The organism is Bradyrhizobium sp. SZCCHNRI3052 (assembly GCF_032484895.1).
Taxonomy (GTDB): Bacteria; Pseudomonadota; Alphaproteobacteria; order Rhizobiales; family Xanthobacteraceae; genus Bradyrhizobium.
Genome location: NZ_JAUETW010000011.1, coordinates 140,611 through 155,350, shown reverse-complemented (window position 1 = coordinate 155,350; position 14,740 = coordinate 140,611). Strand labels below are relative to the sequence as shown.

Annotated in this window: 16 protein-coding genes; 9 read left to right on the top strand and 7 right to left on the bottom strand. The window is 65.8% G+C overall.

All coding sequences use genetic code 11. From position 1 onward, the window contains the following. Positions 1–137: 137 nt before the first annotated feature. Complete coding sequence (carA, locus tag QW887_RS26165) at positions 138–1,334, bottom strand: glutamine-hydrolyzing carbamoyl-phosphate synthase small subunit (protein WP_315754612.1); 1,197 nt, start codon at positions 1,332–1,334, stop codon at positions 138–140. A gap of 181 nt (positions 1,335–1,515) precedes the next feature. On the opposite strand from carA, the gene QW887_RS26160 reads away from it, so the two are divergent. From QW887_RS26160 to QW887_RS26145, 4 genes are all read left to right on the top strand, one after another. Further along, positions 1,516–1,971, top strand: coding sequence for a GatB/YqeY domain-containing protein (locus QW887_RS26160; RefSeq protein WP_315717508.1), 456 nt, complete (start codon positions 1,516–1,518; stop codon positions 1,969–1,971). A 176-nt stretch (positions 1,972–2,147) separates the two neighbouring features. After that, positions 2,148–3,755 carry an acyl-CoA synthetase gene (locus tag QW887_RS26155; protein ID WP_315717507.1) on the top strand — a complete coding sequence of 536 codons (1,608 nt, stop codon included), beginning with the start codon at positions 2,148–2,150 and terminating at the stop codon, positions 3,753–3,755. Between the two features lie 208 nt (positions 3,756–3,963). After that, positions 3,964–4,740 (top strand): DUF2189 domain-containing protein, encoded by a 777-nt coding sequence (locus QW887_RS26150; RefSeq protein ID WP_315717506.1) that lies wholly within the window; start codon positions 3,964–3,966, stop codon positions 4,738–4,740. Between the two features lie 112 nt (positions 4,741–4,852). Beyond that, positions 4,853–5,275 carry a hypothetical protein gene (locus QW887_RS26145; RefSeq protein WP_315826724.1) on the top strand — a complete coding sequence of 141 codons (423 nt, stop codon included), beginning with the start codon at positions 4,853–4,855 and terminating at the stop codon, positions 5,273–5,275. A 13-nt stretch (positions 5,276–5,288) separates the two neighbouring features. Here the strand turns inward: QW887_RS26145 and QW887_RS26140 are convergent, their stop codons facing one another. Genes QW887_RS26140 through QW887_RS26130 form a run of 3 tightly spaced genes read right to left on the bottom strand, consistent with a single transcriptional unit; the run spans position 5,289 to position 6,573 of the window. After that, a complete protein-coding gene (locus QW887_RS26140; RefSeq protein WP_315717504.1) occupies positions 5,289–5,801 on the bottom strand; it encodes an SRPBCC family protein in 513 nt (170 codons plus the stop codon). Positions 5,802–5,804: 3 nt separating this feature from the next. Further along, positions 5,805–6,266 (bottom strand): SRPBCC family protein, encoded by a 462-nt coding sequence (locus QW887_RS26135; protein WP_315717503.1) that lies wholly within the window; start codon positions 6,264–6,266, stop codon positions 5,805–5,807. Further along, positions 6,259–6,573, bottom strand: a complete 315-nt coding sequence (locus tag QW887_RS26130) for a helix-turn-helix domain-containing protein (RefSeq protein ID WP_315717502.1) — start codon at positions 6,571–6,573, stop codon at positions 6,259–6,261. The genes QW887_RS26135 and QW887_RS26130 overlap by 8 nt, the downstream gene beginning before the upstream one ends. A 131-nt stretch (positions 6,574–6,704) precedes the next feature. Between QW887_RS26130 and QW887_RS26125 the strand changes: the two genes are divergently transcribed. After that, entirely contained in the window at positions 6,705–7,325 is a 621-nt protein-coding gene (locus tag QW887_RS26125; protein WP_315717501.1) for a LysE family translocator, read from the top strand. Between the two features lie 45 nt (positions 7,326–7,370). Here QW887_RS26125 and QW887_RS26120 read toward each other — a convergent pair whose 3' ends face one another. Continuing rightward, positions 7,371–8,207 (bottom strand): PhzF family phenazine biosynthesis protein, encoded by an 837-nt coding sequence (locus tag QW887_RS26120; protein WP_315769529.1) that lies wholly within the window; start codon positions 8,205–8,207, stop codon positions 7,371–7,373. 25 nt (positions 8,208–8,232) lie between these two features. Beyond that, entirely contained in the window at positions 8,233–8,376 is a 144-nt protein-coding gene (locus QW887_RS26115) for a hypothetical protein (protein ID WP_315717499.1), read from the bottom strand. An 86-nt stretch (positions 8,377–8,462) separates the two neighbouring features. On the opposite strand from QW887_RS26115, the gene QW887_RS26110 reads away from it, so the two are divergent. After that, the gene (locus tag QW887_RS26110) at positions 8,463–9,872 is read left to right on the top strand and encodes a PLP-dependent aminotransferase family protein (protein WP_315826728.1); all 1,410 of its coding nucleotides are present in this window, start codon (positions 8,463–8,465) and stop codon (positions 9,870–9,872) included. A gap of 132 nt (positions 9,873–10,004) precedes the next feature. Here the strand turns inward: QW887_RS26110 and QW887_RS26105 are convergent, their stop codons facing one another. After that, the gene (locus tag QW887_RS26105) at positions 10,005–10,808 is read right to left on the bottom strand and encodes an N-formylglutamate amidohydrolase (protein ID WP_316195331.1); all 804 of its coding nucleotides are present in this window, start codon (positions 10,806–10,808) and stop codon (positions 10,005–10,007) included. A gap of 204 nt (positions 10,809–11,012) precedes the next feature. Here QW887_RS26105 and QW887_RS26100 point away from each other — a divergent pair, with 204 nt between their 5' ends. From QW887_RS26100 to dnaG, 3 genes are all read left to right on the top strand, one after another. After that, positions 11,013–11,825: a transglutaminase family protein gene (locus tag QW887_RS26100; RefSeq protein WP_315810604.1), complete on the top strand. Its 813-nt coding sequence runs from the start codon at positions 11,013–11,015 to the stop codon at positions 11,823–11,825. Positions 11,826–11,887: 62 nt separating this feature from the next. Next, entirely contained in the window at positions 11,888–12,286 is a 399-nt protein-coding gene (locus tag QW887_RS26095; protein WP_316195330.1) for a gamma-glutamylcyclotransferase family protein, read from the top strand. Positions 12,287–12,553: 267 nt separating this feature from the next. After that, entirely contained in the window at positions 12,554–14,560 is a 2,007-nt protein-coding gene (dnaG, locus tag QW887_RS26090; RefSeq protein WP_316195328.1) for a DNA primase, read from the top strand. Positions 14,561–14,740 lie beyond the last annotated feature (180 nt).

Here is a 14,740-nt window from a genome sequence, read left to right as displayed (position 1 = left end):
TACAATATATGATGATCATCATATGAATGCGGTGCGAAAAGATCGAGGGCAAAACAGATGCCGGCGATCACAAGATTGCGGACAGAAAAATGCCCGGGACCAGCCCGGGCATGTCGAGTGTCGTCAAGCTGCCGACCTCAGGCTGCGCTGCGCTTCTTCTCGCGCATCAGCTCGGCGAAGCGCTGAAAGAGGTAATGCGAGTCGCGCGGGCCGGGCGAAGCTTCCGGGTGGTACTGCACCGAGAACACCGGTTTGCCCTCGAGCTGGATGCCGCAATTCGAGCCGTCGAACAGCGAGATGTGGGTCTGCGTCGCGCCCGATGGCAACGTGTCCTGGTCGACCGCGAAGCCATGGTTCATCGAGGTGATCTCGACCTTGCCAGTGGTCTCGTCCTTGACCGGATGGTTGGCGCCGTGATGGCCCTGGTGCATCTTCTTGGTCTTGGCGCCGACCGCAAGCCCGAGCATCTGATGGCCGAGGCAGATGCCGAAGGTCGGTGTGCCCGACGAAATCACCTGCTGAATGACCGGCACGGCATATTTACCGGTCGCCGCGGGATCGCCGGGTCCGTTCGACAGGAACACGCCGTCCGGCTTCATCGCCAGGATGTCCTCGGCCGGCGTCGTCGCCGGCACCACCGTCACCTTGCAGCCGACGCCGGCGAGCAGGCGCAGGATGTTGCGCTTGATGCCGTAGTCGATCGCGACGACGTTGAACTCCGGATTGACCTGTCGGCCGAAGCCCTCGTTCCACACCCAGGGGGTCTCGTCCCAGGTGAAGCGCTGGGCGGAGGTCACCATCGGCACGAGGTCCATGCCCTCCAGGCCGGGCCATTCCCGCGCTTCCTTCTTCAGGGCGTCGAGGTCGAAATTGCCGTCCTTGGCATGCGCGATCACGGCGTTCGGCATGCCCTTGGAGCGGATCAGCGCGGTCAGCGCCCGGGTGTCGATGCCGGACAGCCCGATGATCCCGCGCGCACGCAGCCACTGGTCGAGATGGCGGGTGGCGCGGTAGTTCGACGGATCGGTGATCGCGGTGCGCAGGATCACCCCGCGCGCGCCCGGCGTCGCCGCCATGTTCACCGTCTCGATATCCTCGTCGTTGGTGCCGACATTGCCGATATGCGGGAAGGTGAAGGTGATGAGCTGGCCGGCATAGGATGGATCGGTCAGGATCTCCTCATAGCCGGTCATGGCGGTGTTGAAGCAGACCTCGCCCACGGCGTGGCCTTCGGCGCCGAGGCCGTAGCCTTCCAGCACCGTGCCGTCGGCGAGCACGAGGAGCGCGGTCGGTTTATGGTCCGGCCAGGCGGCGTCAGTATCGATGTGTGTCATGAGGCCCCTACATAGTGCCCCAGGCGCGCGGCGTCAAAGCGGGAAGCGGCCGATTCACATGCGATTTCGGTCAATTCGGCCGGAGTTTCGAGGCATCCGACCGGAACGGATGCGGAACCGTGTTGTTTCGGGTGGGCGAACCGCCTAGACCAGCGCCAATGGATTTTGAGAGGGCGAGAGCATGCTGCGCGACGACATCAACAATGCGGTCAAGGAGGCGATGAAGGCCAAGGACGAGCGCAAGCTGTCCACCCTTCGCATGGTGAACTCGACCTTGAAGAACGCCGACATCGCCGCGCGCGGCGAAGGCAAGCCGCCCTTGACCGACGCCGACGTGCTCGCGGTGCTGCAGAAGATGATCAAGCAGCGTCAGGAGTCGGTCGAGCTGTATGAAAAGGGCGGCCGCGCCGAGCTCGCCGCCGGCGAGCGCGAGGAGATCGCGGTCATCTCGGCCTATCTGCCGAAGCAGATGAGCGACGACGAGGTGAAGACCGCTATCTCCGCTGCAGTCGCCGAGACCGGCGCCGCCGGCATGAAGGACATGGGCAAGGTGATCGCCGTGCTGAAGGCCAAGTATACCGGCCAGATGGATTTCGCCAAGGCGAGCGCGCTGGTGAAGGCGGCGCTGTCGGGCTAGGCCGCGCGACGCGAAGCGCCGAGCCATCCCCACATCGTCATGCCCGGGCTTGTCCCGGGCATCCACGTCTTTAAGACTGTCATCAAGAAGAAAGACGTGGATGGCCGGGCCTTCGCCGCGCCGAAGGGGCTTCGGCCCCGCAGGCGGGTCTTCGCCTGGCCATGACGGAGAGAACGATGCTCAAGGAAACGTCCGACTACGACCAGCTCACTCGCGACTTCCGCTGGGACATCCCGGCGCAGTTCAACATCGCGGTCGCGACCTGCGATCGCCACGCCGACGGCTCGGGGCGCCTGGCGCTGATCGTCGTCGAAGAGGACGGCGCCGCACGGCGCGTCTCATTCGATGAGCTGCGCGATTACTCCTGCCGCTTCGCCAACGTATTGAAGGCCGATGGTCTCGCGCAGGGCGACCGCGTCGCGGTGTTCCTGTCGCAGTCGCTGGAGCTGCCGATCGTCCATCTGGCGGCGTTCCGCGCCGGTCTCGTCTCGGTGCCGCTGTTCACGCTGTTCGGCGAGGACGCGCTGCAATTCCGGCTGCAGAACTCCGGCGCCAAGGTCGTCGTCACCGACGCCACGGGCCTTGCGAAGCTCGCGCGCATTCGCGACCGCCTGCCGGAACTCAAGACGATCTATGTCACTGACGGCGACGGCCTCGGCGCCCAAGCCTTCTGGCCGACGCTGGAGCGCGCCTCCGATCAATTCCCGACCGTCGCCACGTCGAGCGACGACCCTGCCATCATCATCTATACCTCGGGTACGACCGGAAATCCCAAGGGCGCGCTGCACGCCCATCGCGTACTGCTCGGCCACCTGCCCAATGTCGAGATGGTGCACGGCTTCCTGCCGAAGCCCGGCGACGTCATGTGGACGCCGGCGGATTGGGCATGGATCGGCGGCCTGTTCGATGCGCTGTTTCCTGCATGGTATCACGCGATCCCGATGATCGGTTATCGCGCCAGGAAATTCGAGCCGCAGGCCGCAATGCAACTGATGGCGGACTACGCCGTCCGCAACGTGTTCCTGCCCCCGACCGCGCTGAAGTTGATGCGCCAGGCCAATGTCAAGCACGAGGGCGTCAAGCTGCGCAGCATCCTCACCGGCGGCGAGTCGCTCGGCGCCGAGCTGCTCGACTGGGTGCGCGCGACCTTCGGCATCGATGCGCACGAGATCTACGGCCAGACCGAATGCAATCTCGTCGTCGGCAACAATGCGAGGCTGTTTCCGATCCGGCCGGGCTCGATGGGCAAGGCGACGCCGGGCTTCGAGGTGCTGATCGTCAACGACAAGGGCGAGGAGCTGCCGCGCGGAGAGAGGGGCATCATCGGCGTGCGCCAGCCCAATCCCTGCACCATGATCGAATATTGGCGCAATCCGGAGGCGACGCAGAAGAAGTTCGCGGGCGACGTGCTGCTGACAGGCGATCTCGGCACCCAGGATGACGACGGCTATTTCTGGTATGCGAGCCGCGAGGACGATGTCATCACGTCGGCCGGCTATCGCATCGGCCCGGCGGAGATCGAGGACACGCTGCTCAAGCATCCGGCAGTCGCGCTGGCGGCCGTCGTCGGCATTCCCGACCCGGTGCGCACGGAGGCCATCAAGGCGTGGATCGTGCTGCGCCCTGGCTTCGTTGCAAATGACACGCTGTCGCGAGAGATCCAGGACTTCGTCAAAGTGAAGCTTGCCGCGCACGAATACCCGCGCCACGTTGAATTCACCGACACCCTGCCGATGACGGCGACCGGCAAGGTGCTGAGGCGGGAGTTGCGGGCGCGGGGGTAGGGGGCTCCCGTTCGTGGGTGCCCAATGGAGCGCCTGGCTCCCTCGCCTCGCCGGCAGTCCCGCACGGCACGACGGATGGCGACAGACGAGTGCAAAACTGCATCGTCATATGTGATCGCTCCGCCCCTCTGCCCACAAGTTGAAATTGAAATCCCCGCCCTCCCGCTGTTAGCATCACGGCAACAACAACATTCAGGAGGGACCGCCGATGACCGCATCCGTCTCGGGACGATCCGATCCCGTGGTGCGCCGCATCACCACGGCCGATATTGCCGAAGCCTTGACGCAAGGCCTCCGCGATTTTCAGGCTCAGCCCATGTTCGGCCTTGCTTTCGGGCTGATCTACGTACTCGGCGGCATCAGCATCGTGCTGTGCGTCACCGCCTTCGGGATGGTCTACTTGGCCTATCCGCTGGCCGCGGGGTTTGCGCTGATCGGCCCGTTCGTCGCGATCGGTCTCTACGAGGTCAGCCGCCGCCGCGAACTCGGCCAGCCGATTTCCTATGGCGGGATCTGGCGCACGATCACTTCGCGCGGCGAGATCGGCTGGATGGCGTTCGTGACACTATTTTTCTTCATCATCTGGATGTACCAGGTGCGCCTCCTGATCGCGCTGCTGCTCGGGCTCAATGCCTCGTTCTCCAGCATCAAGGAATTCATGACCGTGGTGCTGACGACCAACGAGGGTCTGCTCTTCCTCGCGATCGGCAATCTCGACGGCGCCGCTCTATCGCTGGTGCTGTTCTCGCTCACGGTCGTGTCGTTTCCGCTGCTGCTGGAGCGCGACGTCGATTTCGTGACGGCGATGATCACCAGCGTGCGCGCGGTCGTGACGAGTCCCGGCCCGATGATCGGCTGGGCCGCCGTCATCACCGTGCTGCTGATCATTTCGGCATTACCGTACTTCCTCGGGCTGCTGGTCACTGTGCCGGTGCTAGGCCATGCGACCTGGCATCTGTACCGCCGGATCGTAGCTCCGGCATAAGGCAAGGGCGAGCCGCGACGTAGGTTCGATGGCGCATGGACGCCGTCGAACGGGCTCGTTTCGAAACGCGGCTCGCCGGTGGTCCGGCCGGCCCCAATGTCGGAGGAGGATGATGCCGGACAACATCGCGTTGTTTGCCACGATCGTCTTGTTGCTGCCGATGTTCTATCTGCTGCTGGCCGCGCCGGCCTTTCTGTTGGTGCGGCTCGACATCGTGCCGGTCACCCGGCTCCTGCGCGGCATGTTCGACTCCTACTTCGTGGCGCTTTCGATCGCTGGCGGCATCGGCGCGCTCGCCGTGCTGGCCGACGGCCGCCCCGTTCTGGGGCTGGGCATTGGGCTGATCGCGGCGTTCGCGCTGCTCTCGCGCCGCTGGTTTCTGCGGCAGATGGACGCGCGCATCCGCGACAGGGATTCCGGCGATGCGACGGCCCTGCGTCGGCTGCGCTGGTTACATTGGGGTGGCATGCTGAGCAATGCGGTCCAGGTCGGCGCCGTCCTCGCCAGCATCCCACAGATCGCCGCGGTGTCGTAGCAGGCGTTGTCGTTTAAGGCACTGCAATCCCCATCGCCTTCAGGGCCGCCAGCATGCGCGTCGGCGGCGTCATCTTCACCGCGAGCGGCTTGCCGGTCTCGAGCACGCTCTTGAGGCTCGACAGGATGGCCGGCCAGCCCTGGCGTCCGCCAGACAGGATGTCGTCGGAGAGCGGCCGCTCATGCGCTTCAGTCATCGTGAGACGGACGGCGTCGCCGGCCGGTTCGATCTCATAGGTCACGAGCGTGCGGCCCAGTGCCTCGACGAGGCCGGGCCAGTTGACGTCCCACGTGACGGTCAGCCGGTGCGGCGGCTCGCAGACGATCACCTGGCCGCTGATGTGTTCGGAGCCGTCCGGCGCGCGCACGATGAAGGCGCCGCCCGCCCTCAGTTCGGCTTCCACGGCGAAGCCGAAGAAATATTGTCGGCTGAACTCGGCGGAGGTCAGCGCCTGCCATACCTTCTCAGGGCTGGCGGCGATGTAGATCGTGTAGACGGTGGCGGGCTTGAACTTTGCAAGATCCATCGCTCAGACTCCTTTGCCGAGCGCTGACATCGGGATCGCCAGCGCCGTTCCGGTCTCCAGCAGACTTTTTAGGCCGGACATGATCGCGGGCCAGCCGTTGGAAACCGCATCGAGCAATCTTGCCGCCCCTTCGAAGCCTTCATGCGTCAGGGTCAGCTTGACGGAGTCGCCGTGCTGTTCGATCGCGAACACGACCTTGGTCGGCTGCTCGTTGCGAAACTCGTCTTTCAGGACGTGCTGGAAGGTGTAGGAGAGCCGGCGTGGCGGATCGAACTCCAGAATCTGGCCGACATCCGTCGTCATCCCGTCGGTCACCAGCGTGAACGGCGAGCCGACGCGCCAATCGGAATGCAGTTCGGTGCCGAACCAGTAGCGCTTCGCGAATTCGTTTGATGTCAGCGCTTCCCACAATTTCTCGGGCGTCGTCGCGATATACGTGACGTAGACGAATTCGGGCTTACTCATCGCGCTCCTCCAATTGCCGCTTCAACTCGCTGAGCGCGGCGAGCTTGCCGCGCTCGAATTTCTTGATCCAGCGCTCCCCGATGTGATGGATCGGCACCGGATTGAGATAGTGCAGCTTCTCGCGGCCATGCCGGATCGTCGCGACCAGATTGGCCGCTTCCAGAATGGCAAGGTGCTTGGTCACGGCCTGTCGCGTCATCGCGAGGCCGTCGCAGAGTTCGGTCAGGGTTTGCCCGTTCCGCGCGTGGAGCCTGTCGAGCAGGGCGCGTCGTGAGCCGTCCGCAAGCGCCTTGAAGACATCATCCATGTGAGAAAGAATAGGCAACCAAATGGTTGCGTGTCAAGGGCGCTGCGTTGTGGATCGCGCGAGGACAAGCGGGCTTCCCTCTGCAGACATGTCGTGCATTAGTGAGCGCCTCATTCGCATCGAGGCGCTTCATGTCCCTGCAAGTCTATCTCGCCTTCGTCGCCGCCTGTATCGGGCTGGCGCTGCTGCCGGGTCCCGTCGTGACGCTGCTGATCGCCAACGGTCTGCGCCACGGGACCCGCGCCGCGCTCGTCAATATCGCCGGCGTGCAGACCGGGCTGGCGATCGCGATCGGCATCGTCGCCGTCGGCCTGACGTCGCTGATGGCCACGATGGGCTATTGGTTCGAATGGGTACGACTGATCGGTGCGGCCTATCTGGTGTGGCTCGGCATTCAGCTCATCCGCTCGCCGATCGAGGGGATCTCTGCGGGCGAGGCGCCGCCACCGCCGCCGCGCGGCGGCTTTTTCCTGCAGGGGCTGCTGGTGCTGCTCTCGAACCCGAAGGTGATGGTGTTCTTCGGCGCGTTCCTGCCGCAGTTCATGGACATGAGCCGGGATCACGTGCCGCAGGTCGGTTTGCTCGGCGTCACCTTCATGGTGATCGCGGGTCTCACCGACGCGATCTATGCGCTGCTCGCGGGCCGTGCGCGAAAACTGTTCTCGGCCAGGCGGACGCGGCTGGTGTCGCGCATCTCCGGCGGCTTCATGATCGGCGGCGGCGTGTGGCTGGCGCTGACCCGGGCACGGTGAGCACGCGTTCGGCCCCGCGGCCGCATCGCCGTCTGCTGACGCGCGTTACAGGCTGATCGTCCCCTTCACCACAGGCGCGACGTCGCCGCCGATCCAGATCGTGTCGCCGTCCTGCGCGACATGGACGCGGCCGGCGCGGCCCAGCACGGTGCCCTGGGAGGCGACGTATTGCTTCGGAGCAATTCCCGCTCCGATCAGCCATTGCGCCAAACTTGCATTGAGGCTGCCCGTCACCGGGTCCTCGCCGCCGCCCCACATGAAGCCGCGGACCTCGTAGTCGGCATCTGTGCCATCTTGCGCCCGATCCCATGGCGCAACCACGCCGATCGGCTGTTGCGGCAGCGCCGCCGGATTGTAGCGGATGTCGAGCAGCGCGCGGCGGGAGTCGATCAGCACGCCGATCCAGCCCGGGCCGTTGTCGATCCACTGCACGGCGCGCATCGTGCTCGTTGGGATGCCGAGCGCTGCCGCGATCTTGCTCGTCAGCTCGGCATCGACGGCGCCGGAGCGGCGGAGGGGCGGGGCGGCGAAGGCGAGGCGGTCTCCGTCACGCTTGATGCGCACGAGGCCCGCGCCGCATTCCTGCACCACATGCTCGCCCTTCGGCCGGCCGCCGAGCGCGAGCCATACGTGGCATGAGCCGAGCGTCGGATGGCCCGCAAAAGGCAGTTCGCGCTGCGGGGTGAAGATGCGCACGCGATAATCAGCGCCCGGATTCTGAGCGCGTGACAGGAAGGTCGTCTCGGACAGATTGGTCCAGTTGGCGATCGCCTGCATCGCGGCATCGTCGAGGCCGTCGGCCTCGGCGATCACGGCGAGCGGGTTGCCTTTGAAGGCGACCTTGGAGAACACGTCGACTTGATGGAACGGAAGCGCGAGCATTGCGGTGCCCTCCTCGATGTCGGCGTCAGTCGCGCCAGAACGGCTTGTTGGCCTCTTCCTGCACGACCACGGGATCAAGGCCGCAGTCGCGCATCTGCTCGCGATCGAGCATCGCCAGTTCGGACCGCCAGAACAGGCGCCGCAGCCAGAGTTGCGGGACCTGGAGCAAATTGCTCTTTCCGTGGGCAACTTGCGGAGTTGCCCAACGCTGCGCCAGGGAATATGCCATGAGTCACCTATCGCTCTTCAATTGCGTTGTTCGAAGAGCAATCGCGCAGTACATATCTCGGTGCAATCGAAACATTGCTCTCGGTGCAATATAGCATGAATGCTTCGTATACGGCCCTGGTGGACGACATTGCCGAGGACATCGCCAACGGCAGGCTGAAGGCGGGCGACCGGCTGCCGCCGCAGCGTCAGTTCGCCTATGAACGGGGAATTGCCGCATCCACGGCAGCGCGCGTCTATGCCGAATTATTGCGCAGGGGTCTGGTCGTGGGCGAGGTCGGGCGCGGCACCTTCGTCGCGGGAGAGGCGGTACCGGTACCACCCTCGCTGCGGCTGGAGCCGTTCGATGGCCGCATCGATCTCGAGTTCAATTTCCCGACCCTGCCGGATCAGGCGGCCCTGATCGCGAAGTCGCTTGCCGCATGGCAGCGGCCGGAGAAGCTGGCGCCGGTGCTGGCGCCGATCACGCAGCGGCGGCTGGCCGAGGCCGGGCGCACCGCCGCGGCCTTCTTCGCCGGCGAGCGCTGGCGCCCGCGCGCGGAGAACTTCGTCTTCGCCGGCAGTGGTCGACAGTCGCTGGCTGCGGCGATCTCGGCGCTGGTGCCGGTCGGTGGCCGGCTCGGCGTCGAGGCCGTCACCTATCCGATGATCAAGGGCATCGCGGCGCGGCTGGGCGTGACCCTGGTGCCGCTCGCGATGGACGGCGAGGGCATCCGCCCGGATGCCCTGACCAAGGCGCACCGCGCGAGCGCGCTCAACGCGATCTACATCCAGCCGGTGATGCAGAATCCGCTCGGCCTGACGATGAGCGAGGCGAGGCGCGAGGAGATCGTGCGTCTGGTGCGCAAGCACGAGCTGATGATCATCGAGGATCTGGTCTACGGCTTCCTCAGCGATCAGGTCTCGCTGGCGACGCAGGCCGAGGAGCGTGTCGTCGTGGTCGACAGCCTTGCCAAGCGGCTCGCGCCGGGGATTGCGGTCGGTTTTCTCTACGTGCCGGGAAGCATGCGCGAAAAATTCGCCGCCACGGTGCGCACCGGGGCCTGGTCGGTGACGTCGCTGGCGCTGGCCGCCGGCATGGGGCTGCTCGCCGACGGCACGGCGGCCGAGATCACCAGGCGCAAGCGGGCCGACGCGCTGGTGCGGCAGGCGATCGTCGCCGAGTGCCTCGCCGGCCATCACATCGAGGCCGATCCGCGCTCCTACCATGTCTGGCTGCATCTGCCGGAGGGCTGGCGCGCCGAAGCCTTGACCGCCGCGGCCGCGCGCGCCGGCATCGCGATTACGCCGGCGAGCGCGTTTGCGGTGGCGCATGGCCATTCACCGAATGCGGTGCGGCTTGCGCTCGGCCTGCCGAGCCATGACGATCTGCGCACGGCGCTGTGGCGGCTCGCGGGCCTGCTCGCCCATCACGACGCCTCCGACATGACGGAGTAGCGGGCTAGAGCATGATCCGGAAAAGTGGAAGCCGGTTTTCCCTCGCGACAAACGCCGAAGGCGTTTGCGCGGAGATCATGCTCAAACAAAGAGATGAGATCATGATGCGATTCCGTGGAATCGCATCATGATCTAAGCGAGACCCTTGCTGCGCAGCTCGACCTCGATCTCGCCGAGAACGCGGACCAGCCGCTCGGCCCAGCGCTGCTGGCCCTCGGGCTCGGCGATTTCGTTCTGACGAATCTCGATGCCGGAATTGATCAGCCCGCGCGCCTCGCCATGCACGGGGATGGTGTAGTCGGTGCCGTCGCCGACCGCATAGGGCTGATTGTCGCCCACCACGAGATCGGGCTCGGCCCGCAACGCCCTCAACAGCAGCGGCGGCAGCACACGGTCGTGCTGATACAGCGTGCCAATGTGCCAGGGCCGCGCGATGCCCGCATAGACCGGCGTGAAGCTGTGCAGCGAGACGAGGATGGTCGGCCGCCCCGCGGCCTTGCGCGCATCGAGCACTTCGGTGATGCGGTCGTGATAGGGATCGAAGATCGCGCGGCGCCGGAGCTCGGCGTCCTCATGCGTCAGGCCCTCATTGCCGGGGATCGTGGTGCGCTCGCTGATCATCGGAATCGCGTTCGGCGCCTTCGGCGAGCGGTTGCAGTCGATCACCAGCCGCGAATAGCGCTGCGCGATCAGATGCGCATCGAGCGCCCGCGATACGGCCTCCGCGACGCCGGCGATGCCGATGTCCCAGGCGATGTGCCGCTCCAGTTCGCTTTCGGGCAGGCCGAGATCGCCGAGTGCGCGCGGCAGCAGGCGGCCATAGTGATCGCACGTGAAGAACAAGGCCGACGCCCCATCGGCGTTGCGCTCGAGCACGGGTGGAACTTCGTCTGGCTGAAGGAGTCGATGAGTGTTGCTCGTGCCGGACACGGTCATGCTGCCTCTCGTTGCTTCATGAAGCGGCAGACCGATCTCGGATTGGGCAGACGGATGAGGATTGGGCCGGCGGACATCATGATGGTCGCCCAAACGATGCTGATTCTGGCGATCATTCACAAGACAGAAGTTCGCAATGGGCCTACGGTCCGGGCTGGATGAGGCTGGCGCATCGTGCCGCCCGAACGGGGCGAAGGAGCCTTCATGCTGATCAAGGTTGGATTTGAGATCGCCTATGCGGCTCCGGCGGCAACGCCGATGGTGATCATGCTGTCGATCCATCCGTCGCGCTTTCCCGACATCGTCGGCACCGAGACGATCACGACCGAGCCCAAGGTGCCGATCAAATTCTACAACGACAGCTTCGGCAATCTCTGTGGACGGCTGGTGGCGCCGGCCGGCGGGGTCACCTTCCACGGCAGCGCCATCGTCCGCGACAGCGGGCGGCCGGACGCGATCGATCCCGGCGCCCAGCAACTGTCGATCGAGCAGCTGCCCGATGAGCTTCTGCTGTATCTGATGCCGAGCCGCTATTGCGAGACCGACAAGCTGGCCGAGGTCGCCTGGTCGTTGTTCGGCAGCGCGCCGGCGGGATGGGCGCGCGTGCAGGCGATCTGCGACTTCGTGCACGGCCACGTCACGTTCGGCTATGAGCACGCCCACGCCATGAAGTCGGCGCACGACGTCTATCAGCAGCGCGCCGGCGTCTGCCGCGACTTCGCCCACCTCGCGCTGACCTTCTGCCGCTGCATGGGCATTCCGGCTCGCTATTGCACCGGTTATCTCGGCGACATCGGCGTGCCGCCGGACCCGGTCCCGATGGATTTCTCGGGCTGGTTCGAGGTCTATCTCTCGGGCCGGTGGTACACGTTCGATGCCCGCCACAACGTGCCGCGCATCGGTCGCATCCTGATGGCGACCGGACGGGACGCCGCCGACGTCGCGCTGTCGACCTCGTTCGGCCTGATGACCCTGACCAAATTCCACGTCGTCAGCGATGAGATCGCGGCCGCCTGAGCAGAGAAAGGCGCGGCCGGCCGCCGCTTCGCATCATCGGCGATCGCCGCTATAGACGGGCCATGACCACCGATCTCCTGTTCGTCTACGGCACGCTGATGCGCGGCTTCGACCATCCGATGGCGCGGCTGTTGTCGGCCAATGCCGATTTCGTCGCCGAGGCAAGCTGCCGCGGCCAGTTGTACCGCATCCAGCATTATCCCGGCCTGGTGCCGTCCGATGACGCGGCCGATCTCGTCCATGGCGAGCTGTTCCGGCTGCACCAGCCGGAGCCGATGCTGCGCGAGTTCGACATGTACGAGGCCTGCGGCGAAGGCTTCGCCGCGCCGACCGAATATCTGCGCCGGTGCCTCGCCGTGACGCTGGCCGACGGCGCGGCCCGCGAGGCCTGGACCTACGTGTACAACTGGCCCGTGGACGAGGCCGCCCGCATCGCCTCGGGACGGTTTTTGGCGCCCTAAGTCTCTCCGCGCCGTCATTCCGGGACATCGCGCAGCGATGGGCCCGGAATCCATAACCACGAACGGTGCGAGGACACGCAGTGGCGCGGCCGTCCCGCCTCACGACTGGTCGTGGTTATGGATTCCGGGCTCGCCCTGCGGGCGCCCCGGAATGACGAGAGGAGAGGGCCGTGCCTGTGAATAGCCCGGACAAGCCGGAGGAAGTTCACATTTCGTACACGGGTGCCTATATGCCTAGGCCACCACCACAGGACCACCAGCCCGCTCATGGCCCGCTTCACGCCGGAATTTCTCGATGAGCTGCGCGCCCGGCTTCCGGTCTCGGACGTCGTCGGCAAGCGCGTGAAGCTCAAGAAGGCCGGGCGCGAGTGGAAGGGGCTGTCGCCGTTCCAGCAGGAGAAGACGCCGTCCTTCTACGTCAACGACCAGAAGGGTTTTTATCACGACTTCTCGTCCGGCAAGCACGGCAACATCTTCGACTTCGTGATGGAGACCGAGGGCTGCAGCTTCCCCGAAGCCGTGGAGCGGCTCGCGGGAATCGCCGGCCTGGCGCTGCCCGCGGTCACGCCCGACGCGGCGCGCCAGGAGCGGCAGCGCAAGACGCTGTACGACGTGATGGAGCTGGCGGCGAAGTTCTTTTCTGACACGCTGGCGTCCCGTCATGGCGCGCGCGCCCGCGGCTATCTTGCCGATCGCGCGATCCTGCCGCAGACGCAGCTCCAATTCCGGCTTGGCTACGCGCCGCCGGATCGGTTCGGCTTGAAGGAATATCTCGGCGCCCAGGGCATCCCGGTGGCCGACATGGTCGAGGCGGGATTGCTGGTCGGTGGCGACGACATTCCCGTGCCGTATGACCGCTTCCGCGACCGCGTGATGTTCCCGATCACCGATCTCCGCGGACGCGTCATCGCCTTCGGCGGTCGCGCGCTGCAGAAGGACGTGCCGGCGAAATACCTGAACTCGCCGGAGACGCCGCTCTTCCACAAGGGCGACAACCTCTACAATCTCGCCAGCGCCCGTCAGGCCGCCCATAACGGCGCGCCGATGATCGTGGTCGAGGGCTATGTCGACGTCATTGCGCTGGTCGCGGCCGGCTTTGCCGGCGCCGTGGCGCCGCTCGGCACCGCGCTGACCGAGAGCCAACTTTCGCTGATCTGGAAGATGGTCGACGAGCCGATCCTGTGTTTCGATGGCGACCGCGCCGGCCAAAAGGCGGCCTATCGGGCCGCGGACCTTGCTTTGCCGCATCTCAAGCCTGGCAAGAGCCTGCGCTTCGCGCTCTTGCCCGAGGGACAGGATCCCGACGACCTCGTCCGCTCCGGCGGTCGCGGCGCGGTCGAGGAGGTGCTCAAAATCGCAAAACCCCTCGCCGAGGTGATCTGGTCGCGCGAGATCGAGGGCGGCAGCTTCAACACCCCGGAGCGCCGTGCCGCGCTGGAGGCGCGGATCGGCCAGCTCACCGGCGGCATCGCCGACGAGGTGGTACGGCGCTACTACAAGCAGGATCTCGGCGACCGGCTGTACCGGGCGTTCGCCCCGGACGGCGGCCGGGGGTTTGGCCGCGGCTTCGGTGCCGAATCAGGACGGCGTTTTGCTCCCCGCAGTCCCGGTTCCGGACAGCCTGGGCGGTTATCCACAGGAGGCGGTCGCCGCGGCGGACCGCCATCCACAGGCCAGGCCATGGCCCGCGGCCCCTACCAGGCGGCCAGCCCGCAGCTCGCCATGAGCCCGATCATGCGCGGCCAGCGCTCGGCGATCTCGCGCCGGGAGGCCCTGATCCTGCAGTGCCTGATCAACCACCCCTGGCTCCTGCACGACCACTTGGAGGAGGTCGCCGCGCTGGAACTGGCCCATCCCGAGGCGCACAAGCTCCGCGCCGCCATCATCGCCGCCTTCGCCCACGACCATCACCATTCGCCGGATCCGGACGAGCAGGCCGAGAAGATGCGGGCCGATCTGGAGAAGGCAGGCTTTTCCGAGCTTCTTCAACGGGTTGAGCGCGCGATCACGACGGCGGCGGTGTGGGCGACCAAGTCGGGCGCGGCGCGCGATGACGTTCTTGCGACCTGGCATCAGCTGGTTGCCTTGCATCGGCAATGGCACTCCTTACTTAGGGAATTGAAGGATGCCGAGCTGGCGCTGGGCGAGGAGCCGAGCGAGCCGAACATGGGCTGGTTGAGGGACGTGAAGGCCAGGATGGCCGAGATGGACGGCACCGAGGCGCTGATCGAAGGCTTCGGGGAACTGTCCGGACGCACCAACCGCAGCGTGTAGACGGGACGCCCGGCGCCCTGTCGCCAGTTGAGCACATTTCGGCCCGGTCCGCCCGCGCGGTATCAGGTCCGCGCGAAAAGACTCGCCAAATCCATGGTTTGGCTGCAAAAACAGGGTTAATCGAAGTTTAAGAGGTCCGGGGCATTTTCTGCGGCAGATGGGTTGGTTTCGCTGTCGGAC